This is a genomic window from Saccharopolyspora tripterygii (genome assembly GCF_054778355.1).
In genome coordinates this window covers 24,277-42,256 of record NZ_BAAGZP010000001.1, presented here as the reverse complement: position 1 = coordinate 42,256, position 17,980 = coordinate 24,277, and the positions used below count along the sequence as shown (strand labels likewise).

The 17,980-nt window shown below is 71.1% G+C and carries 16 protein-coding genes; 3 read left to right on the top strand and 13 right to left on the bottom strand.

The window, feature by feature from the left end; translation table 11 throughout:
* The first annotated feature begins 117 nt into the window (after window positions 1–117).
* Window positions 118–1,293, top strand: a complete 1,176-nt coding sequence (locus tag ACYVF3_RS00245) for a sensor histidine kinase (RefSeq protein ID WP_461152254.1) — start codon at window positions 118–120, stop codon at window positions 1,291–1,293.
* Window positions 1,293–1,907, top strand: coding sequence for a response regulator transcription factor (locus tag ACYVF3_RS00240; RefSeq protein WP_461152253.1), 615 nt, complete (start codon window positions 1,293–1,295; stop codon window positions 1,905–1,907). Before ACYVF3_RS00245 ends, ACYVF3_RS00240 begins: the two co-directional genes overlap by 1 nt.
* Window positions 1,908–1,987: 80 nt before the next feature.
* Here ACYVF3_RS00240 and lat read toward each other — a convergent pair whose 3' ends face one another.
* Both lat and ACYVF3_RS00230 read right to left on the bottom strand, forming a co-directional pair.
* The gene (lat, locus tag ACYVF3_RS00235; RefSeq protein ID WP_461152252.1) at window positions 1,988–3,340 is read right to left on the bottom strand and encodes an L-lysine 6-transaminase; all 1,353 of its coding nucleotides are present in this window, start codon (window positions 3,338–3,340) and stop codon (window positions 1,988–1,990) included.
* Window positions 3,341–3,503: 163 nt separating this feature from the next.
* Window positions 3,504–4,280, bottom strand: coding sequence for an SAM-dependent methyltransferase (locus ACYVF3_RS00230; RefSeq protein ID WP_461152251.1), 777 nt, complete (start codon window positions 4,278–4,280; stop codon window positions 3,504–3,506).
* A gap of 84 nt (window positions 4,281–4,364) precedes the next feature.
* Here ACYVF3_RS00230 and ACYVF3_RS00225 point away from each other — a divergent pair, with 84 nt between their 5' ends.
* Window positions 4,365–4,907: a TetR/AcrR family transcriptional regulator gene (locus ACYVF3_RS00225; RefSeq protein ID WP_461152250.1), complete on the top strand. Its 543-nt coding sequence runs from the start codon at window positions 4,365–4,367 to the stop codon at window positions 4,905–4,907.
* On the opposite strand, the gene ACYVF3_RS00220 is transcribed toward ACYVF3_RS00225, so the two are convergent.
* The 11 genes from ACYVF3_RS00220 to ACYVF3_RS00170 form a co-directional block, all read right to left on the bottom strand.
* Entirely contained in the window at window positions 4,908–5,915 is a 1,008-nt protein-coding gene (locus ACYVF3_RS00220; RefSeq protein WP_461152249.1) for an SDR family NAD(P)-dependent oxidoreductase, read from the bottom strand. It abuts the gene before it with no gap.
* A 272-nt stretch (window positions 5,916–6,187) separates the two neighbouring features.
* Window positions 6,188–6,970 carry an NBR1-Ig-like domain-containing protein gene (locus tag ACYVF3_RS00215; RefSeq protein ID WP_461152248.1) on the bottom strand — a complete coding sequence of 261 codons (783 nt, stop codon included), beginning with the start codon at window positions 6,968–6,970 and terminating at the stop codon, window positions 6,188–6,190.
* A gap of 142 nt (window positions 6,971–7,112) precedes the next feature.
* A complete protein-coding gene (locus ACYVF3_RS00210) occupies window positions 7,113–8,306 on the bottom strand; it encodes a glycoside hydrolase family 64 protein (protein WP_461152247.1) in 1,194 nt (397 codons plus the stop codon).
* 350 nt (window positions 8,307–8,656) lie between these two features.
* Entirely contained in the window at window positions 8,657–10,183 is a 1,527-nt protein-coding gene (locus ACYVF3_RS00205) for a hydrogenase large subunit (protein WP_461152246.1), read from the bottom strand.
* Entirely contained in the window at window positions 10,180–11,661 is a 1,482-nt protein-coding gene (locus tag ACYVF3_RS00200; protein WP_461152245.1) for a proton-conducting transporter transmembrane domain-containing protein, read from the bottom strand. The genes ACYVF3_RS00205 and ACYVF3_RS00200 overlap by 4 nt, the downstream gene beginning before the upstream one ends.
* On the bottom strand, window positions 11,661–12,323 hold the full coding sequence (locus ACYVF3_RS00195; protein ID WP_461152244.1) for a hypothetical protein: 663 nt from the start codon (window positions 12,321–12,323) through the stop codon (window positions 11,661–11,663). Before ACYVF3_RS00195 ends, ACYVF3_RS00200 begins: the two co-directional genes overlap by 1 nt.
* Window positions 12,324–12,360: 37 nt before the next feature.
* Window positions 12,361–13,317 carry a respiratory chain complex I subunit 1 family protein gene (locus ACYVF3_RS00190; protein WP_461152243.1) on the bottom strand — a complete coding sequence of 319 codons (957 nt, stop codon included), beginning with the start codon at window positions 13,315–13,317 and terminating at the stop codon, window positions 12,361–12,363.
* On the bottom strand, window positions 13,314–15,332 hold the full coding sequence (locus tag ACYVF3_RS00185; protein WP_461152242.1) for a proton-conducting transporter transmembrane domain-containing protein: 2,019 nt from the start codon (window positions 15,330–15,332) through the stop codon (window positions 13,314–13,316). Before ACYVF3_RS00185 ends, ACYVF3_RS00190 begins: the two co-directional genes overlap by 4 nt.
* Window positions 15,329–15,808, bottom strand: coding sequence for an NADH-quinone oxidoreductase subunit B family protein (locus ACYVF3_RS00180; RefSeq protein WP_461152241.1), 480 nt, complete (start codon window positions 15,806–15,808; stop codon window positions 15,329–15,331). Before ACYVF3_RS00180 ends, ACYVF3_RS00185 begins: the two co-directional genes overlap by 4 nt.
* An 81-nt stretch (window positions 15,809–15,889) precedes the next feature.
* Window positions 15,890–16,234 (bottom strand): ArsR/SmtB family transcription factor, encoded by a 345-nt coding sequence (locus ACYVF3_RS00175; protein WP_461152240.1) that lies wholly within the window; start codon window positions 16,232–16,234, stop codon window positions 15,890–15,892.
* A gap of 142 nt (window positions 16,235–16,376) precedes the next feature.
* Window positions 16,377–17,933 (bottom strand): adenylate/guanylate cyclase domain-containing protein, encoded by a 1,557-nt coding sequence (locus ACYVF3_RS00170; RefSeq protein WP_461152239.1) that lies wholly within the window; start codon window positions 17,931–17,933, stop codon window positions 16,377–16,379.
* Window positions 17,934–17,980: the final 47 nt, after the last annotated feature.

Below are 17,980 nucleotides of genomic sequence, written 5' to 3'. Positions count from 1 at the left end.
CCGGGTAGAGCGTTCCGTCAGCGCTGCGCGGGTGCGGTGTCAGCGGATCCGATGACTGATGTCATGAGCTCGGCGATCCGGTGCCACCGCAGTGGCCGGATGCACGATGCTGGGGACGTGAACGAGGACCCGACCGAGTTCGACCCCCGCCGGCTCGCGCGGCTGCGCCGGTACACGTGGTGGTCGATCGTGCCGATGATGCCGATCTACGCGCTGTTCCCGGCCATCAACCTCGCCACCGGTCCCTACAGCGCCGCCGAGATCGTGGTGCTCGCTCTGGTCGCGCTGCTGGTCGCGGTGGACGGGACGGTGCTGTCGACGCTGCTGATGCGCGGTTTCGGTCGCGGTCCCCGCTACCCGGTGGCTCGCGGGCTGGTGCTCGCCGCCGCGCTGGCCGCCGCGGGCTACGCGATGTCGAAGGACCCGGTCGGGATCCTCTGGATGCTCCCGGTCAGCGGCCTGGTGAGCGTGCACGTGGCACTGGCGGCGCCCCGGATGCGCTGGCCGATCCAGATCGTCGCGACGGTGATCGTCGCCGCGGTCGCGTGGGTGGGCAGCGCATTCGGCGGCCCGCACCCGATGATCGGGATGTTCTTCGCCTTCTACACCGTCGTCATCGTGTCGCTGATCTCGGCTCTGACGGTGGGCGTGGTGTGGTTCTGGGACATGGTGCTGACGCTGGACCGGGCCCGGTCGGTCAGCGGCGAGCTGGCGATCGCTCGCGAAAGGCTGCGCTTCGCCGCGGACCTGCACGACGTGCAGGGCCACCACCTGCAGGCGATCGCGCTGAAGGCGGAGCTCGCCGAGAGGTTGGTCGGCAAGGACGACGACGCGGCCCGCGCGCAGGCCGCGGAGGTCGCCGAGCTGGCCCGCACCGCGCTGCGCGACACCCGCGCGGTCGTGCAGGGCTACCGGCACAGCACCCTGACCGGCGAACTCGCCAACGCACGGGAGATCCTGGAGGCTGCGGGCGTGCGCACCGAGGTGCGCGGCGACGCGACCGAGGTGCCGCCGCCGCTGCAACCGCTGTTCGGCGCGCTGGTGCGCGAGGGGACGACGAACGTCCTGCGGCACTCGCGGGCTCGCCACTGCACGCTGGACATCGTGGTGGAAGGATCGAGCACCCGCGTCGTCCTGCGCAACGACGCGGCGAATCCGCCTGGTGGAGAAGGAGGTTCGGGCATCGACGGGCTCAAGAGCCGGTTCGCCACGTTGAGCGGCCACGTCGAGGCCCGCCACGACGGCGAGCACTTCGAGCTCACCGGCGCCGCCGAGGAACCGGGGAACCGCTGATGAGCACGGGCAACGCTGTGATCCGGATCGTGCTGGCCGATGACGAGGACCTGATCAGGGGCGCGCTGGCCGCGCTGCTGGCGCTGGAACCGGACCTGGACGTGGTGGCCCAGTGCAGCAACGGCGCCGAAGGGCTGGAGGCGGTTCGCCGGCTCGCACCCGACATCGCCGTCTTCGACCTGGAGATGCCCGAGCTCGACGGGGTGGAGGCCGCCCGTCAGCTCGCCGGGGAGCTCCCGATCGTGCTGGTCACCAGGCACGCGCGACCCGGAGTGCTGAAACGCGCGCTGGAGGCGGGGATTCGCGGTTTCGTGCCGAAGACGACTCCGGCGACGAAGCTCGCGGCCATCCTCCGCGACGTGCACTCCGGCGGCCGCTACATCGACCCGGAGATCGCGGCCGCCGCCCTGACCGGCGGTTCCTGCCCGCTGACGGATCGCGAGCTCGAACTCCTCCGCCACACCCTCAAGGGCGGCACGATCGCGGGCGTCGCCGCCGAGGTCCACCTCGCTCAGGGCACGGTCCGCAACTACCTGTCCGCCGCGATGACCAAGCTCAACGTCGCCACCCGCCACGAAGCCGCCCGCAAGGCCTGGCAAGAGGGTTGGATCTAGTTCGTGACTCAGGGTGGGGGAAGTTTTCATGAAAACTTCCCCCACCCCGGAACCCCGGAGGTGGACGTCGAGTTCTCCGGTCAGCCGAGCGAGGTCAGGGTCTTGCGGAGGGCTGAGACCGCGTCGAGGATCTCCTCCGGGCGGGCCGAGAGCGGCGGCCGGGCTCGCAGCGAGTCCGGGCCGGACGGCAGGAAGAGGGTCCGGTGGTCCTCCCTGGCGATCTCCAGGGCGCGGGCCCGGTTCGCGGGGTCGTGGAAGGTGATGGCGCACATCAGCCCTCGGCCGCGCGGCGAGTGGATCAGGGCCGGGAACTCCGCCGCGAGGTCGCGCAGCTCGGCCAGCATGAGCTCACCCATTGCCCGGCTGTGCGGGAACAGGCCCTCGGCCTCGATGACCTCCAGGATCCGGGTCGCGCGGACCATGTCGGTGAGCGAACCGCCCCAGGTGGAGCTGATCCTGCTGGGCTCGCGGAAGGCGTTGTCGGCGACGTCGAGAACCCGCCGGCCGCCCATGACACCGCAGACCTGCAGCCGCTTGCCGAAGGCGACGAGGTCGGGTTCCAGGCCCAGAGCCTGGTGCGCCCACGCCTGACCGGTCAGCGCGCCGGTCTGCACCTCGTCGGCGACGGTGAGCACGTCGTGCTCGACGCACATCCGCTGCACGGCCTGCAGGAACTGCGGCCGGAGGTGCCGGTCGCCGCCCTCGCCCTGGACGGGTTCGTAGACGAAGCAGGCGATCTCGGCCCCGTAGCGGCGGAGCGCGGCCTCGGCGGCGCTGAGCGCGTGGACCTCTTCGGGCAGCAGCGCGTCGGAATCCCACCGCTCACCGGGTTCGATGGCGGGGCTCGGGATGCGCGGCCAGTCGAACATCGGGTAGTCGCGGATCTTCGACGGGTCGGTGTTGGTCAGCGACAGCGTGTACCCGCTGCGCCCGTGGAAGGCCTTCTCCAGGTGCATCACGCGGCTGCCGCGCACGGCGACCCCGCGCCGGGCGTTGACCTTGGTCTTCCAGTCGAAGGCGACCTTGAGCGCGTTCTCCACGGCGAGGGTCCCGCCGTCGATGAAGAACAGCAGCGGGAGTTCGGGGATCCCGACGACGCGCTGGAAGGTCTCGGCGAACCGGGCCTGCTCCTCGGTGGCGAAGTCGGGGTTGGAGGGCTTGACCCGCCCGACGCGCACCAGCTCGGCTTCGAACTCCGGCGTGCGCAGGCCGGGGTGTCCGTGCCCGAGCGGTGCGGAGCTGAAGAACATCGTGAGGTCCAGGTACTCGGCACCGTCGCGCGCATCGCGGAGCCGGCAGCCGTTGCCAGCGTCGAGATCCACGACGATGTCCATCAGATCGCCCGTGACCTGCGCTTTCAGCGCGGCAACGGGGTCGGTCCCGGCCCGCTGGGCGGGGACTGCGGTCGAAGCGGTCTCGTGCTGAGCGGTCATGATTCGGCCTCCCGGCTGCGTGTGCGCGGGTCTCACGCACACAACAAGAATTACACAGAAGGCCGTGGTATAGGCAAGATACTTCAGCTGATCGTCCGCATCGACGAAAGATATTCTTCTGCTCTGGGCACACCGCACCCCTTGAGCAGAAGAATCCGCGGAATCAGCCGACGCGGCCGACGCCTCCGAAGAGGTAGACCGGCTCCGGCGTCTCACCCGGGACGTCCGGGCGCCACTGCGAGCAGCTGATCACTCCCGGTTCCAGCAGTTCGGTACCGGCGAACAGTCCTTCGATCTCAGCGGCCGTGCGCGCCCGGATCGGCGTGCCGCCGCGCTCGGTGGTCTCCCGCATCGCGCGCAGCATCCGCTCGCCGTGCACCTCGGCCGTGGAGTGCGTGAGCACCAGGAAGCTGCCCGGGGGCAGCGCGTCGACCAGCTCCCGCACCACCGAGTACGCCTCGTCGTCGTCCATCAGGTGGTTGACCACGCCGAGCAGCATCAGCCCGACGGGCCGGCCGAAGTCCAGCGTGCGCTTGGCCGCGGCGAGGATGTCCTGCGGCTGCCGCAGATCGGCGTCGAGGTAGTCGGTCCGGCCCTCGCTCGTGCTGGTCAGCAGTGCGCGGGCGTGCGCGAGGACGATCGGGTCGTTGTCGACGTAGACGATGCGGCTCTCGGGAGCGAGGCGCTGGGCGACCTCGTGGGTGTTGTTGGCGGTCGGCAGCCCGGTTCCGACGTCGAGGAACTGGCGCACGCCCTCCCCCACCACGTGGCGAACCGCTCGCACCAGGAACGCGCGCTCGGCCCGCGCTCCCTCGGGGATGTCCGGGATCTGGGCGATCACGGCGTCGCCCGCTTCCCGGTCGGCCGCGTAGTGGTCCTTGCCGCCGAGCCAGTAGTTCCAGATCCGCGCCGACTGCGGCGTGCTGCTGTCGATCTCCAACGCTCCCCGCTCCCTCCGCTCGAGTTCCGCAGATCCTACGCGGGAGCAGGCCTCGCGAGATCCCCTGCGGATATCCTCTTGCGCATGGCCAGGAGGTCGGGACTCCAGACGCGCGAGGCGATTCGCGACGCCGCGACCCGGCTGTTCACCGAACGCGGCTACGCCGACACCTCGGTCCGCGACATCGGCTCGCTGGCCTCGGCGGACCCGGCGCTGGTGATCCGGCACTTCGGCAGCAAGGAGCTGCTGTTCCTGGACACCATGCACCTGAGCATCGACGACGAACCGCTGCTGAACGTGCCGCTGGAACGGCTCGGCGCGCGATTCGTGGAGGTGCTGCTCGACTCCGACACCCGAAGCCGCGCGATCTACCTGGCGATGGTGCAGGGCAGCGGCAATCCGCAGATCGCCGCGCGGCTGCGCGAGACGCACGAGACGTCGTTCGTGCAGCCGCTGCGGGTGCGGATGCGCGGACCGGACGCCGAGGACCGCGCCCGCTCGGCCGCCGCGCTGGTCGGCGGGCTGCTCTACGCGCTGTGGGTGGTCGGCGACCAGCAGCTGGCCGCCGACCGCAGCGGCCTGGTCGAGCGCTACGGAGCGCTGCTGCAGCAGCTGCTCACGCCGTGATCACTGCACCGACCAACCGCCGTCGGAGGGCAGGATCGCGCCGTTGAGGTTCACCCCGTCGTCGCTGAGCAGGAACGTGATCGAGGCGGCGAGCTGGGCGGCGGTGGCCACCGGGGGCATCAGCCCGATGAACCCGCCCGTGCGCTCGCGCCCGAACTCCGACATCCCCTCGACCGACGAGGAGATGTTGGTGAGCACCCCGCCGGGCGCGACCGCGTTGACCCGGATCCCCGAGGTCCCGTACATGAAGGCGGTGTTGCGGGTGATGCCGACGACGGCGTGCTTGGACGCGGTGTAGGCGACGCCTGCGGCGTTGCCGCGCAGCGATGCCTCGGAGGCGACGTTGACGACGGACCCGCTGCGCGCCGCCAGCATCGACGGCAGCACGGCGCGGGTCAGCCGCATCAGCCCGTCGACGTTGACCCGGAAGGCGCGCTCCCAGACGGCGTCGTCGAGCTCGTGCAGCGGGCTGAAGTCGTCCATCACGCCGGCGACGTTGGCGAGCCCGTCGACGCGCTCTCCGGCCGCGGCGACGATCCGCTCCACGTCCTCGGCCCGCGCGATGTCCCCGGCGACGGTGACCGCGCCGGGGAGCTCGGTGCCGAGTCCGGCGAGCGCTGCGGCGTTGACGTCGGCGGCGACGACGCGTCCGCCTTCCCGGGCGATCCGGGAAGCGGTCGCGCGGCCGATGCCGGAGGCCGCGCCGGTGACGATGACGGTCTTGCCGTCGAACCGGCCGGGCACGATCCGCTCCTGCCAGCCGGACGCGGCCGCGTCGGCCTCGGGCATGACCCCGCCGTTGGCCCGCAGCACCAGGTCGTCGACGGCTTCCCGGCTGAACGCGCCCTGGCTGAGCTCGACGAGCTGCTCCAGCGGCAGGCCGCTCACCGGCGCCAGGTCGGCGGGCTCGCGGCCGGACGCCGCCAGCAGCTCCTCGATCAGCGGGCGTCCCGCGGGGTGCTCCAGCCACTCCCCGATCGAGCTCCTGCCGCTCAGCACACCGCTCACGCCCACCTCCGCAGATCAAGTCAACACCGTTGACTTGACTCTACCCGCGGGTCTGCCGGTGCCGCCGCTGGCGCGCGAGGCCCGGCGCTGGGGCGCGCTTTTGACCGAGGGCGACCGTGGTCAATGTCGTGAACTGCGGAAACGCCGGAAATTGGCTCGAAGTGCAGCGTCGCCCATTCATCCGTGGATCTCGGGGCGCCGGGATGAGTAGCGTGAGCACCGACCCGAGCGGGACTCCTCGACCTGCAGGGGGTGCCGGGGAGTCCCGCGGGTCAGGAGCGGATCTGGATGTCGAAGAACACGGGGCGGAGGTCTTCCGGGAAGTACTGCCTGCCGTCCTCGTCGACCATCTTCCACGCGATCTTGCACCGGCCCGGCTGCTGCCCGGTGAAGACCGGAACGGCCAGCACGACCGTCTCGCCCGGAGCCACCTCGCCGACCGAGACCCGCTGCGGGGCGGTGCACCCGCCGTCGCCTTCGCGGAAGACCTGCGCCAGGTACCGGCCGCTCCAGGGCTCCCGCCCGACGTTGCGGACCTCCCAGGTCTTGACGAAGTTCTGCCCGCGGGCGAACTCGGTGTCGTCCGGCACGGTTTCGCTGAGCATCACCGACGCGTCGCCGGGGATCGGGCGCTCCTCGGGCCACCACCACCAGACCGCCCCGGCCACGACGAGCAGCGCGACGACCCCCGCCACCAGCGACTTCGGCCGTCGCGCCTGCGCGGGCGCAGGGGTTTCGGGCTCGGGCTCCAGCGGGGTCCGCGCCGACTCCCACCGGCTCGACCACTCGCGCCGCGCGGCGGTCTCGTCCTGGCCGAGCACCCCGACCGCGAGGCTGCGCACGAACTCCCACGTCGTCTCCCACGACGGCAGGTCCTTGCCGCGCGCCGCCGCCGACAGCGCCGACTTCGACGCCATCGCGCCGAACTCGGCCCGCATCCGGTCGTAGGACGGATCGCCCGCGGCCGCCTTCAGCTCGCACAGCTGCCAGGCGAACTCCGCGACCGGGCTCTCCTGGGGATCCGGCCGCTGCTGCTTGCGACCCCGCTTGCGCATCGCGTCATCCCTGATCGCAGAACCGTCCACGCCGGTCATTCTTCCGCACGCGACAGCGGTGGCCGACCCACGTCGTGGATCGGCCACCGCCGCACTCGTTCTCAGCGGGCAGCGGCTCACCGCCCGGCCCGCGTCCTGCTCGTCAGCGCAGGGCGTTGAGGGTCAGGGTGAACACCTCGGGGTCGCCCGCGTTGACCTTGCCGCTGTGGTCCTCACCGGCGTTGGAGCTCACGTCGTCGTAGGCGAACGCGTAACCCTTGCCGTCGGGCAGGTTCTCGTGCACCACGCGCGCGTAGTGGTTGGTGATCTCGTTCTGGTAGAACGTCGCCGGGTCTTCCTCGTGCGGCTGGTTGGGGTTGATCAGCAGCGTCGTGCGGTTGAACGCCGCCGCCAGCCGCGGCACGATCGCCAGGCGCTCCTGCGAGTCGCTCTCCGGGTTGTTGGCGAACGGACCGCTGTTGCAGCCCCAGATGTCCACCGAGGACGGCTTGGCGAAGCGCTCACCGCCGAAGACCAGCTCCTCGCCCTCGACCTTGCCCTCGATGATGCCGAGGTCCTCGCGCTGCGTGTCGACGAACAGCGACTCGCCCGCGTACTTGGCGTAGACCTCGTCGACGTAGGGCTCCAGGTAGCCCTCGAAGTCGCCGGCGCGGTGGTTCGGGTTGAGCACCCGCACGACCTTGCCGTCGGCCTCCTGGACCAGCGTGGCCCAGTTGCCGCCCATGCCCTTGAGGCTCTCGGCGACCTTGTCCATGCCGCCGGTGGGCATGCCGGGAACTTCCTGCTCACCGCTGCCGGTCGTGGTCAGGTGCAGCCCGATCGGCGCGGCGACGAAGTCGACGTAGCTGATGTTGGCGTAGATCTGCTCCGCGTTGAGGGTGAACTCCGCGAAGGTCCAGTCCTTGCCGTAGTTCGGGTCCTCGCTGGAGACGAAGTTGGGGTGCACGACCGAGGTCGTGCCGTCGGCGCCCTGGACGACCTGGAACTCCAGGGTGTCGTTGAGCGAGTAGTACACGCGGGCGCCGTACATGCGCGGCACGGTGACCTCGACGGTGCCGTCGACCGGGATCGCGACGTCGTCACCGATCGGCGCGGGCTCGGGACCGCCGGCCTCGGGGAAGTACGGGGTGCCGTCCGCCTTGATGAAAACGGCCTTCTTCTCGGCGTCCGAGAAACCGGCGATGTACGCGTTCGCCGGTCCACCGGAGTTGTTCTGCAGCACGAACTTCATGCTTTCCGGCGCCGCCGAGGCGAACGGAGCGCTGATCGCCTGGGCCCAGAGCGGTGCCGACAGGGCCGCAGCGGAATATCCGAGAAACCGCCGACGAGAAACCATGTGGATACCTCCAGAGACAACGGGACAGCCGCGCTGGGCAGCCGATCCTCTCTCGTGATCGATCCCGAAGTCTGCCTTTCTGGACTCGTCTTTTCATACCCCCAAAAGGAGCGAAATCATCACACCTGAACATTATTGAACGCAAACGCACATTCACCGATCCGCGCGCAAGACTAGGGCGACATTCCGACAGATAATTGTGAACGCGCTCGAATGGCCAAGTCGAAATCCGTGATTTTCGCGAGTGAACCAAAACCTACCGCGATCCGTTCCACTCGTACAGGGATGCTCGCTCCGACTTTCCCTTCAGAACCCGATCCGAGCCCACACCGCGAAGCACCCGATGCGGTTCACAGGTCGTTGCCCGCGTAGGACAGGTTGAAGCTCTTGTTGGTCAGCGGGAAGTCCGGAACGATCGTGTCGGTCAGCGCGACGGGCAGCGCGGGCCAGTTGAAGAAGCTCGGATCGACGATCTTGACCCGGCTCGCGGCGCCGTCGGCACCGAGTTCGACCCGGTGCACGATCGTCCCGCGCCAGCCCTCCACGATGCCGACTCCGGAACCCGCTGCGCCCGAGCCGGGCTCGGCGCGCCCCCCGGATTCCGTCCGGCCGTCCAGCGCCTCGACCAGCCGCGCGATCAGCCGGGTGGAGTGGGCGATCTCGTCGGCCCGGACGGTGAAGCGGGCCAGGACGTCACCCCCGGCCTCGCCGTGACAGGCGCGCTCCCCGGGCTCGTCGAGGACCGGGTGGTCGTGGCGGGCGTCCACGGCGAGACCGCTGGCGCGGGCGACGTAGCCCAGGGCGCCGAGATCGGCCGCCTGCTGGGAGGTCAGGACCGCGGTGCCGGAGAAGCGATCCCGGACCACGCTGTGCCCGAGCGCGAGGTCGGCCAGCTCGGCGACGTCCTCACCGATGCGGGCCAGCCGGCCGGGGTCGGGCAGGTTCCGGAGGGACGCGCCGCCGACGTGGACGCACCCGCGCAGGAGCCGGTGCCCGGCGACGTCGTCGTTGAGGCGCAGCAGCTGCTCGCGGATCCGCCCGGCGTGGGCGTTGAGGATGCTGTGGCCGACGTCGTTGCAGAGCGCGCCGAGGTCGGTGACGTGGTTGTAGAGCCGTTCGAGCTCCAGCAGGACCGCGCGGAGCCGCCGGGTTTCGGCCGGGACGTGCATCGACCGCGCGTCCTCGACTGCCTGGCAGAACGCGAGCGCGTGCCCCACCGACGTGTCACCGCTGATGCGCTCGGCGAGTTCGAGGCCGTCCTCGGGGCGACGACCCTGGAACAGCTTCTCCAGTCCTTTGTGGACGAACCAGAGCCGGGCCTTGAGGTTGAGGATCGTCTCGCCGACGACCGAGAAGCGGAAGTGGCCGGGTTCGATCATGCCCGCGTGCACGGGCCCCACCGGGATCTCGTACACCCCGGGCCCTTCGACGGCGCGGAACGAGTAGGGCCCGTCGACGTCGCCGAACTCCGGTGGTGCGCCCGCGTCGAGCAGCATCGGGTACCAGCCCCGGGGCCAGTGGAAGTGCCGGACGAGGCGGTGCGGCAGCGGGTGGTCGTCGGGCACGATGCCGAACAGGTCGCGCATCTCCCGTTCGAAACGGCCTGCGGGGAAGGACAACCCCGCCACGCTGGGCAGGTGCGGGTGGTCCCGGTCGAGCGGCACGTGCAGCTCGACGCGCCGATCGGTGTCCGCCTGCGTGAAGAGGTAAACGGCGCGCAGGGCGTCCCCGTCGTCGTGCCCGGCGATCAGCGCGGTCCGGAACCCCGCTTCCAGCAGCTCCGCCACCTGCCCCGGGATCTCCTCGGGGCTGATCGTGCGCGCGGTGCGGCGGTAGCCGACCGATGCGCCGTGAGCGTGCTCTTCCGGTGTGTTCATGGTGTTCCCGCGAGGATGTCGGCGGCCGAGGACAGCAAGGGGTGCAGCGGACCGGCGGTGACGCCGATGGCGGCGCAGGCCAGCAGCCCGACGACCAGCGCTGCTGCGGCGGCCGGGTGGGTTCGGCCCGGTGCGCTCGCCGCGCCCGGCCCTTCGGGCGCGGCCCCCAGCACCATGCGGCTGGTGTGGGCGACCAGGGCTGCGGCGATCACGAGGACCAGGACCAGAGCGGCGGCCGTCGCCCAGCCGAGTCCTGCGGCGAAACCGGCTCGTGCGATGCCGAGTTCGCTGGCGAACAGGCTGAACGGCGGCAACCCGATGAGCGCGAGGACGCCGAACCCGAAGCACCCGGCCAGCACCGGCTGCCGGGCGGCCAGACCGCGGACCCGGTCGATGCTGCTGGTCCCGGTGATCTGCAGCATCCGCCCGGCACCGAGGAACAGGACGCTCTTGGCCAGCCCGTGGCCGAGGACGTGCAGCAGGACGGCGGCGATCGCGAGCCGTCCGCCGATCGCCGCACCCAAGCCCAGCAGGCCCATGTGCTCGATGCTGGAGTACGCCAGCATGCGCTTGTAATCGCGCTGGGCCAGCAACAGCGACGCCGACAGCGCCAGCGACGCCAGGGCGATCACCACCAGCAGCGTCCGGGCGAATCCGACGCCCAGAGCGGCGTCGGCGATCACCTTCACCCGCAGGATCGCGTAGAGCGCCACCGACAGCAGAACGCCCGACATCAGCGCCGACACCGGCGCAGGCGCCTGGCTGTGCGCGTCGGGCAGCCACGCGTGCATCGGCGCCAGACCCGCCTTGGTGCCGAACCCGACGATCAGCAGCACCACGGCGATCCGGGTGACGTCCGGGTCGAGGGAGTGCGCGAGGGCGGTCAGCTCGACCCAGTCGAGCCCGGCCCCGGCAGCCGCGTGCTGCGCGGCGTAGTTGAGCAGCAGCGTTCCCAGCAGCGCCAGCGCGATGCCCGCCGAGCAGATCACCACGTACTTCCACGCGGCCTCGACCGCCGACCGGGTTCGGCGCTGTCCCACGAGGAACGCGGTGACGATGGTGGTGGCTTCGACGGCGACCCACAGCACCCCGAGGCTCGCCGACAGCACCGCCATCGACATGGCCGCCAGGAACAGCTGGACCAGCACGCTGTGCCGGGACGCGGTGCGCGCGCTCGCCCGCCCGGCGTCGATCTCGGTGCGCAGGTGGCCGGGTGTCCCCGCGGTGGCCAGGAGCCCGACGGCGCCGATCACGACGAGCATGAACGCGCTCAGCGCATCGGCCCGCACCGATCCGGCCAGGGCGGCGAGCGGTCCGCCGGCGACGACGGCCGCGGCGACCGCGATCGCGGCGGCGAGCACGACGCCCGCGCTCGTGGCGCTGAGCCACGCGGTGATCCGGTTCCACCCCACCAGCGCGTAGATGCCGGCCGCGAGGACGGGGACTCCGACGGGGACGAGGAGCAGGAGGGTGGTCATCAGTCGCGCAGCTCCCTCAGTTCGTCGAGATCGGTGTCTCCGAAGGTGTCCCGCATCCGCGTGGTCAGGATCTGCAGGACGAGGACGGCCAGCAGCACGTCCAGGGACACCCCCAGCTCCACGACGAGCCCCACCCCGGAGGTGGTGAGGAACCCGACCGCGGTGATCCCGTTGTCCATCAGCAGGAACCCGACCAGCTGGGACAGCGCGCGTCGCCGGGTGACCAGCACGAAGAACCCGATCAGCACGACGGTCATGCCCACCGCGACGGCCTGCGTCGCCGGCGACGGGGCCAGGGCCACCAGCGGCTGGGACACCGCGTAGCCCAGCAGCGTCAGTCCGGCGGCGGCGAGCAGCGAGGAGGCGACGTTGACCAGCGGCCGGGTCTCCCGGCGCTCCTCCCCCGCCGCCGCCAGAGCGCGTCGCAGCAGCGCGGGGAGGATTCCCGCCCGCAGCACGAGGATCCCGGCCGCGACGACTCCCAGCTCGATCGAGCCCTCGTGCGCGGCCAGCACCGCGACGAGCGCCGCCAGCGCCAGACCTTGCACCGCGAAAACGCGGATGATGACGGCCAGTTCCCGGCGCCACAGCACCAGCACGGCGGTGAGCAGCAGGACGCCGCAGGCCAGATCCAGCAGGTGGACGTAGAGATCGGGACTCATGGGGCCACTTCTCGCTCGGTCGTCATGATCGTTCCCATCAGTGGGGCTGGGCGAGGAAGAAGGACGCGGCCACGGCCAGCAGCGAGAGCAGGAACGACCCCGCCAGCAGCTCGGGAACCCGGAACAGCCGCAGCTTGGCCAGGAACACCTCGCCCGCTGCGAGCAGCAGCCCGAGCAGCGCCACCTTGATCGCGAAGGCCGCGACACCGCCGAGCAGGACGAGGGGCGCGGCGCTCGTCGCGATGCCCCACGGGACGAACAGGGTGGCCAGCAGTCCCAGGAACACGGTCAGCCGCATCGCCGACGCCCACTCGATCAGGGCGAGGTCCCGTCCGGAGTACTCCAGGATCATCGCCTCGTGCACCATCGTCAGCTCCAGGTGCGTGGAGGGGTTGTCCACCGGCAGCCGCCCGGTCTCGGCGATGATCACCACGGAGAGGGCGACCGCCGCCAGCAGGCTGACCGGGGAGATCACCCGCGCCGGGTCGTGCAGGGTCGAGGTCACGATCGCGCCCAGGTTGGTGGAGCCGACGCGCACCGACAGCGCGAAGATCGACACCAGCAGCGTGGGTTCGACGAGCGCGATGATGGTCATCTCCCGGCTCGCGCCCATGCCGCCGAACGCGGTTCCGGTGTCCAGCCCCGCCAGCGCCAGCACGACGGTGCCCAGCGCGAGCAGGGCGACCACCGCGAACAGGTCCGCGACGGGGTCCACCGCGGAGGCGGTCGTCACGAACGGGACCACGATCGCGACGACCGCGGTCGTGGACACCAGCAGCACCGGCGCGACGCGGAACACCTCGCTGGTGCCGCGCGGCGAGATCGACTCCTTGCGCAGCAGCTTGCGCAGATCCCGCCACGGCTGACCGATTCCCGCGCCTGCCCGGCCTTCCAGGCGGGCCCGGACCTGGCGCATCACGCCGACCAGGAAGGGCGATCCGGCGACGACGAGCGCGCACTGCAACGCTCCGCCGATGATTCCCAGCGCGTTCATCGGATCACCACCAGCAGGATCAGCAGGCCGCACACGGTGTAGAAGCCGTAGCCGAGGTAGCGGTGCACGCTGCCGGTCGCCAACCGCCGGGCCGCACCGCCCCACGCGGTGAGCAGCCGCAGAACCGGTTCGTAGAGCCGCTTCTCGAGGCGATCGGGCACGCGCTGGCGGTATTCCACGGCTTGCACGAGGTAGCTCGACTCCTGGTGGTGGGTGACGTCGATGTCGCGCTCGGGCTGCACCACGTCGTCGAAGACCCGTTGCAGCGGCTCGGCGAACGACGTCGCCGTGTACTCCGTGCGGGCGGACATCGGTCCCGCGCCGCAGTCCCACAGCCGCGCGGCTCGCCGGGCGCGCCGGGCCGCGACCGCGCGCACCGCACCCACGACGGCGACGCTCGCCACGAGCAGGGCGACGGCGAGCAGCGAGGGCGAGAGCGCCCCCGCGATCCCGTTCAACCGCAGTTCCACCAGCCCGCTCACAGCCGGACGACCGGTCCCCAGCACCGTGGTGCTCGCGGCACCGACCGCGGGCAGGACGACGCTCGGCACCAGCGCGAGGACGACGCAGGCGGCCGCGGCGAAGCCCATCCCGGCGAGCATGCCGACCGGGCTCTCGGTCGCGTTCGACGCGGCCTCGCTGCGCGGCCGGGCCAGGAAGCCGACGCCGAAGGCCTTGACGAAGGTCGCCACGGCCAGCCCGGCGGTCAGCGCCACCGCCGCGACCGCCAACGGCATCACGATCGCCGTCGCCGCGTCGGAGGCGGGCAGACCGTGGATCAGGGCCTGCAGCAGCAGCCATTCGCTGACGAAGGCGGTGCCCGGCGGCAACGCCGAAGCCGCCAGCGCTCCGATGCCGAAACCCAGCGTGGTGACCGGCATTCCCGCTCGGAGCCCGCCCAGGGTGTCGAGATCGCGGCTGCCGGTCGCGTGCAGCACCGAACCGGCGGCCAGGAACAGCAGGGACTTGAACGCGGCGTGGTTGATCACGTGCAGCAGCGCGGCCGACAACGCGACCCCTGCCAGCACGTCCTGGCCCGCGCTCGCGAACAGACCGGCCGCACCGACCCCGACCAGCACGAGCCCCATGTTCTCGGTCGTCGAATTGCCCAGCAGCCGCTTCAGGTCGCTGCTCATCGCGGCCTGCAGGATCCCGTAGACCGCCGAGAGCGCTCCGAGCACCAGGACCAGCAGCCACCACCACCGGGGACCGCCGCCGAGCAGGTCGAAACCGACCCTGGCGATGCCGTAGACGCCGAGGTTGACCATCGCCGCGGACATCAGAGCCGAAACGTGGCTCGGCGCCTCGGGATGCGCCCGCGGCAACCACGCGTGCAGCGGCACGATCCCCGCCTTGGAGGCGAATCCCACCAGCACCAGCGCGAAGACGGTGCCGGACACCGGCGGCGGCAGGGTCGCGGCGGCCGCGCGCAGGGCGGGGAACGAATCATCGGCGGAATGCGCCACCAGCACGAGCAATCCGATCAGGATCGCCACCACGCCCAGGTGCGTCATCACCGCGTACCAGCGCCCGGCGGCGGCCACGGATTCGCGGCGCTGATGTTCGGAGAGCACCAGCACCAACGAGGTCAGCGCCATCAGCTCCCAGCACACCAGGAACGTGCCCGCGCTCGCGGCGACCGGGACCAGGAGCATGGCCAGCACGAACAGCGGCACCATCAGCTGTACGACCCGGCCGTCGAGCCCGTGGCGGGCGTAGCCGATCCCGTACACCGCGACCGCGATCGCGACACCCCCGGTGACCACGAGGAACAGCCCGCTCAGCGCGTCGACGGCGAACGACGTGCCGAACAGCGGGAGCAGCGCGGGGATCTCGATCGAGTAGGTCTGCCCGGCCAGGGCTCCCACCCCGGCCAGCGCACCGCCGGTCCCGACGACGGCCGTGCCCGCGCCGACCAGGAGCGGACGCGGTCCGCGCGGAGTGATCAGGGCCAGGATCGCGCTCAGCGCACCTGCGGCAGCGGCGGCACCGAGACCTGCTGAGACGAGGTTCATCGGCCGGTCAACTTCCGCAGTCCGTCGACGATCTCCTCCGGCCGGGGCGGGCACCCCTCGATCTCCACGTCGACCGGCACGACGTCGCGCACGGCGCCGGCGACGCCGTAGGCCTCGGCGAACACCCCGCAGTTGCGCGCGCAGTCACCCACGGCCACCACGAACTTCGGCTCAGGCAAGGCCTCGTAGGTCCGCCGCAACGGCTCCGCCATGTTGCGGGTCACCGGGCCGGTCACCAGCAGCGCGTCCGCATGACGAGGTGACGCGACCAGGCGGGCGCCGTAGCGCTCGGCGTCGTGCACGGGCCCGAACGCGGAGGCGATCTCGACCTCGCAGCCGTTGCACGACCCGGCGTCCACGTGCCGGATCTGCACCGAGCCACCGAGTTCCGGCGCCAGGGCGGGCTCGTCGCCGCGCGGCGGCGCGGGTTCGGCGACCCGTCCCGTCCGGCGGATCTTGCGCCACAGGTTCAACACAGGGTGCTCCCACTTCCTCGTCCGAGGGGAGCGATCACCCCGCCGCGCCGCAGGACCCCGGTGCGACGGGATGACCGCAGCTCACGCGCTCGTCGACTCGCCAGGACTGCGCAGGTCGTTGAGCAGCTCGGCCTGACCGCTGAGCACTCTGGTCAGGATCGTCCGCGCAACGGACATCAGCTCGGCCACGTGCGGGCTGGTCAGCGAGTAGTAGACGGCGGAACCTTCCTTGCGCGTGGTCACCAGCCCGGCTCGGCGCAGCACCGCCAGCTGCTGCGAGAGGTTCGCCGATTCGATCCCGACCTCGGGGAGCATTTCGGAGACGGCGTGCTCGCGTTCGCACAGCAGCTCCAGGACCCGGATCCGGGCAGGATGTCCCAGCGTTTTGAAGAACTCCGCTTTCAGCTGGTACAGCGGCGTGCTCATCCGGCTCCCCCTCGATGCGGTTGCGATCGCGTGCCGGACCGATCCGCCACGCCGCACACCTGAACACAACAGGTCAGCAATTGCAAACATTAGCAACTGCTCAAATCACAAATCCAGCGGCCCGTCGAGCTCCTCGTGACCTCTACGCCCGCACGGCGTAGAGGGACACCGGTTCGGACTTGCCCTTCAGCTCCTGGTCCGGCCGCTCGCCGAGCTCGATCGCGAGGTCGGCGACGAGCTCGCGGGTGCGCTGGGAGATCAGGATCGTGTCGCCGGTCCGCCGGGTCGCGGCCTCGATCCGCGCGGCCACGTTCACCGGATCACCGATGACGGAGAACTCGAAACGCCCCGCACCGCCGACGTTGCCCGCCACGACGGTCCCGGTGTTGACCCCGATCCCGACCGACAGGCCACCGCCGAACTCCTCGCGCACGGCCTCCGCGATCGCCAGCGCCGCCAGCACCGCCCGCCTCGGGTGGTCGGCGACGCGCCGGGGAGCGCCGAACACCGCCAGCAGTCCGTCGCCGACGAACTTGTCGACGTGACCGCCGTGCTCCCGGATCACCGGCACGGCTCGCTCGAAGAGCCGGTTGATCGTGCCGACGATCTCGGTCGCGGAGATGGTCTCGGAGAGCCCGGTGAAGTCGCGGATGTCGATGAACATGATCGACACCTCCACCTCCTCACCGGAGAGATCGGTGCCCTCCCGGAGGATGTGGTCGGCGATGGCCGGATCGACGTAGGTGCCGAACGCCGACCGGATCTGCTCCCGCTCGGCCAATCCCTCGACCATCTCGTTGAAGCCCGATTGCAGCCGCCCGATCTCGGTGCCGTCGTACACGGGGATCCGGAGGTCGAACCGTCCCCGCCGCACCTCGGCCAGGGCGTCGGCGACACCGTTGATCGGATCGGCGGTCGCCCGAGCGGCCAGGTACGCGGTGCACAGCCCCACCACCAGAGCCGTCCCGGCCAGCGCCACCATCGCCACCGAGAGCTGGGTGTCGGTGACCTGCGAGGGAGCCAGCGTGCGCAGGCCGAGGACGAACAACCCCGCCATCGGCACGCAGCTGCCCAGCGCCCAGGCCAGGACGCTGCGCACCGCGACACCGCGCCCGACCCGCAGGTCGTTCGGGTCGACCCCGGTGAGCAGCCGCGCGGCGGCCGGGCGCAGCAGCCGCTCGGTCAGCAGGTAGGCGCACGCGGCCGTGGTCACGCCGGTGAGCACCACGATGACGCCGACCCACACGCCGCGTTCCACGTCACGGCCCGCTTCGAAGGTGGCGAACACGACGGCACCGCCGATCCACAGCACGACCTGCAGCCAGAACACCCGCAGCGGCAGCCCGAGGACCGCCGCCGGCAGCCGGGCCGTGCGCGGACCACCGTCGACGAGCCACCGGTGGAGGCTCCGCTGGCCGCGGATCCCCGCGACGACGCCGATCAGCGCCGCGAGCAGCAGGTACGCGGCCGCGGCCAGGATGTAGAAACCGTTGGGCAGCTTGCCGTTCGGCGGCAGCGGGATGACCACGAGGTTGAGCGCGAGGACCACGACGGTCCCGATCAGGTTCGCCACGACCACCACCGCGGCGACGACGACCCGCGTCAGGTCCCCGAGGACCCTCCCCTCCACGTCCTCCAGCCGGACGTCGGCCCTCAAGAACGCAGGAAGATGACGCACCAGGACGCGAGCAGGAGTCACGCCGACACGGTAGTGGACCGCGCCCGCGCAATGTCGAGTTCAGGCCG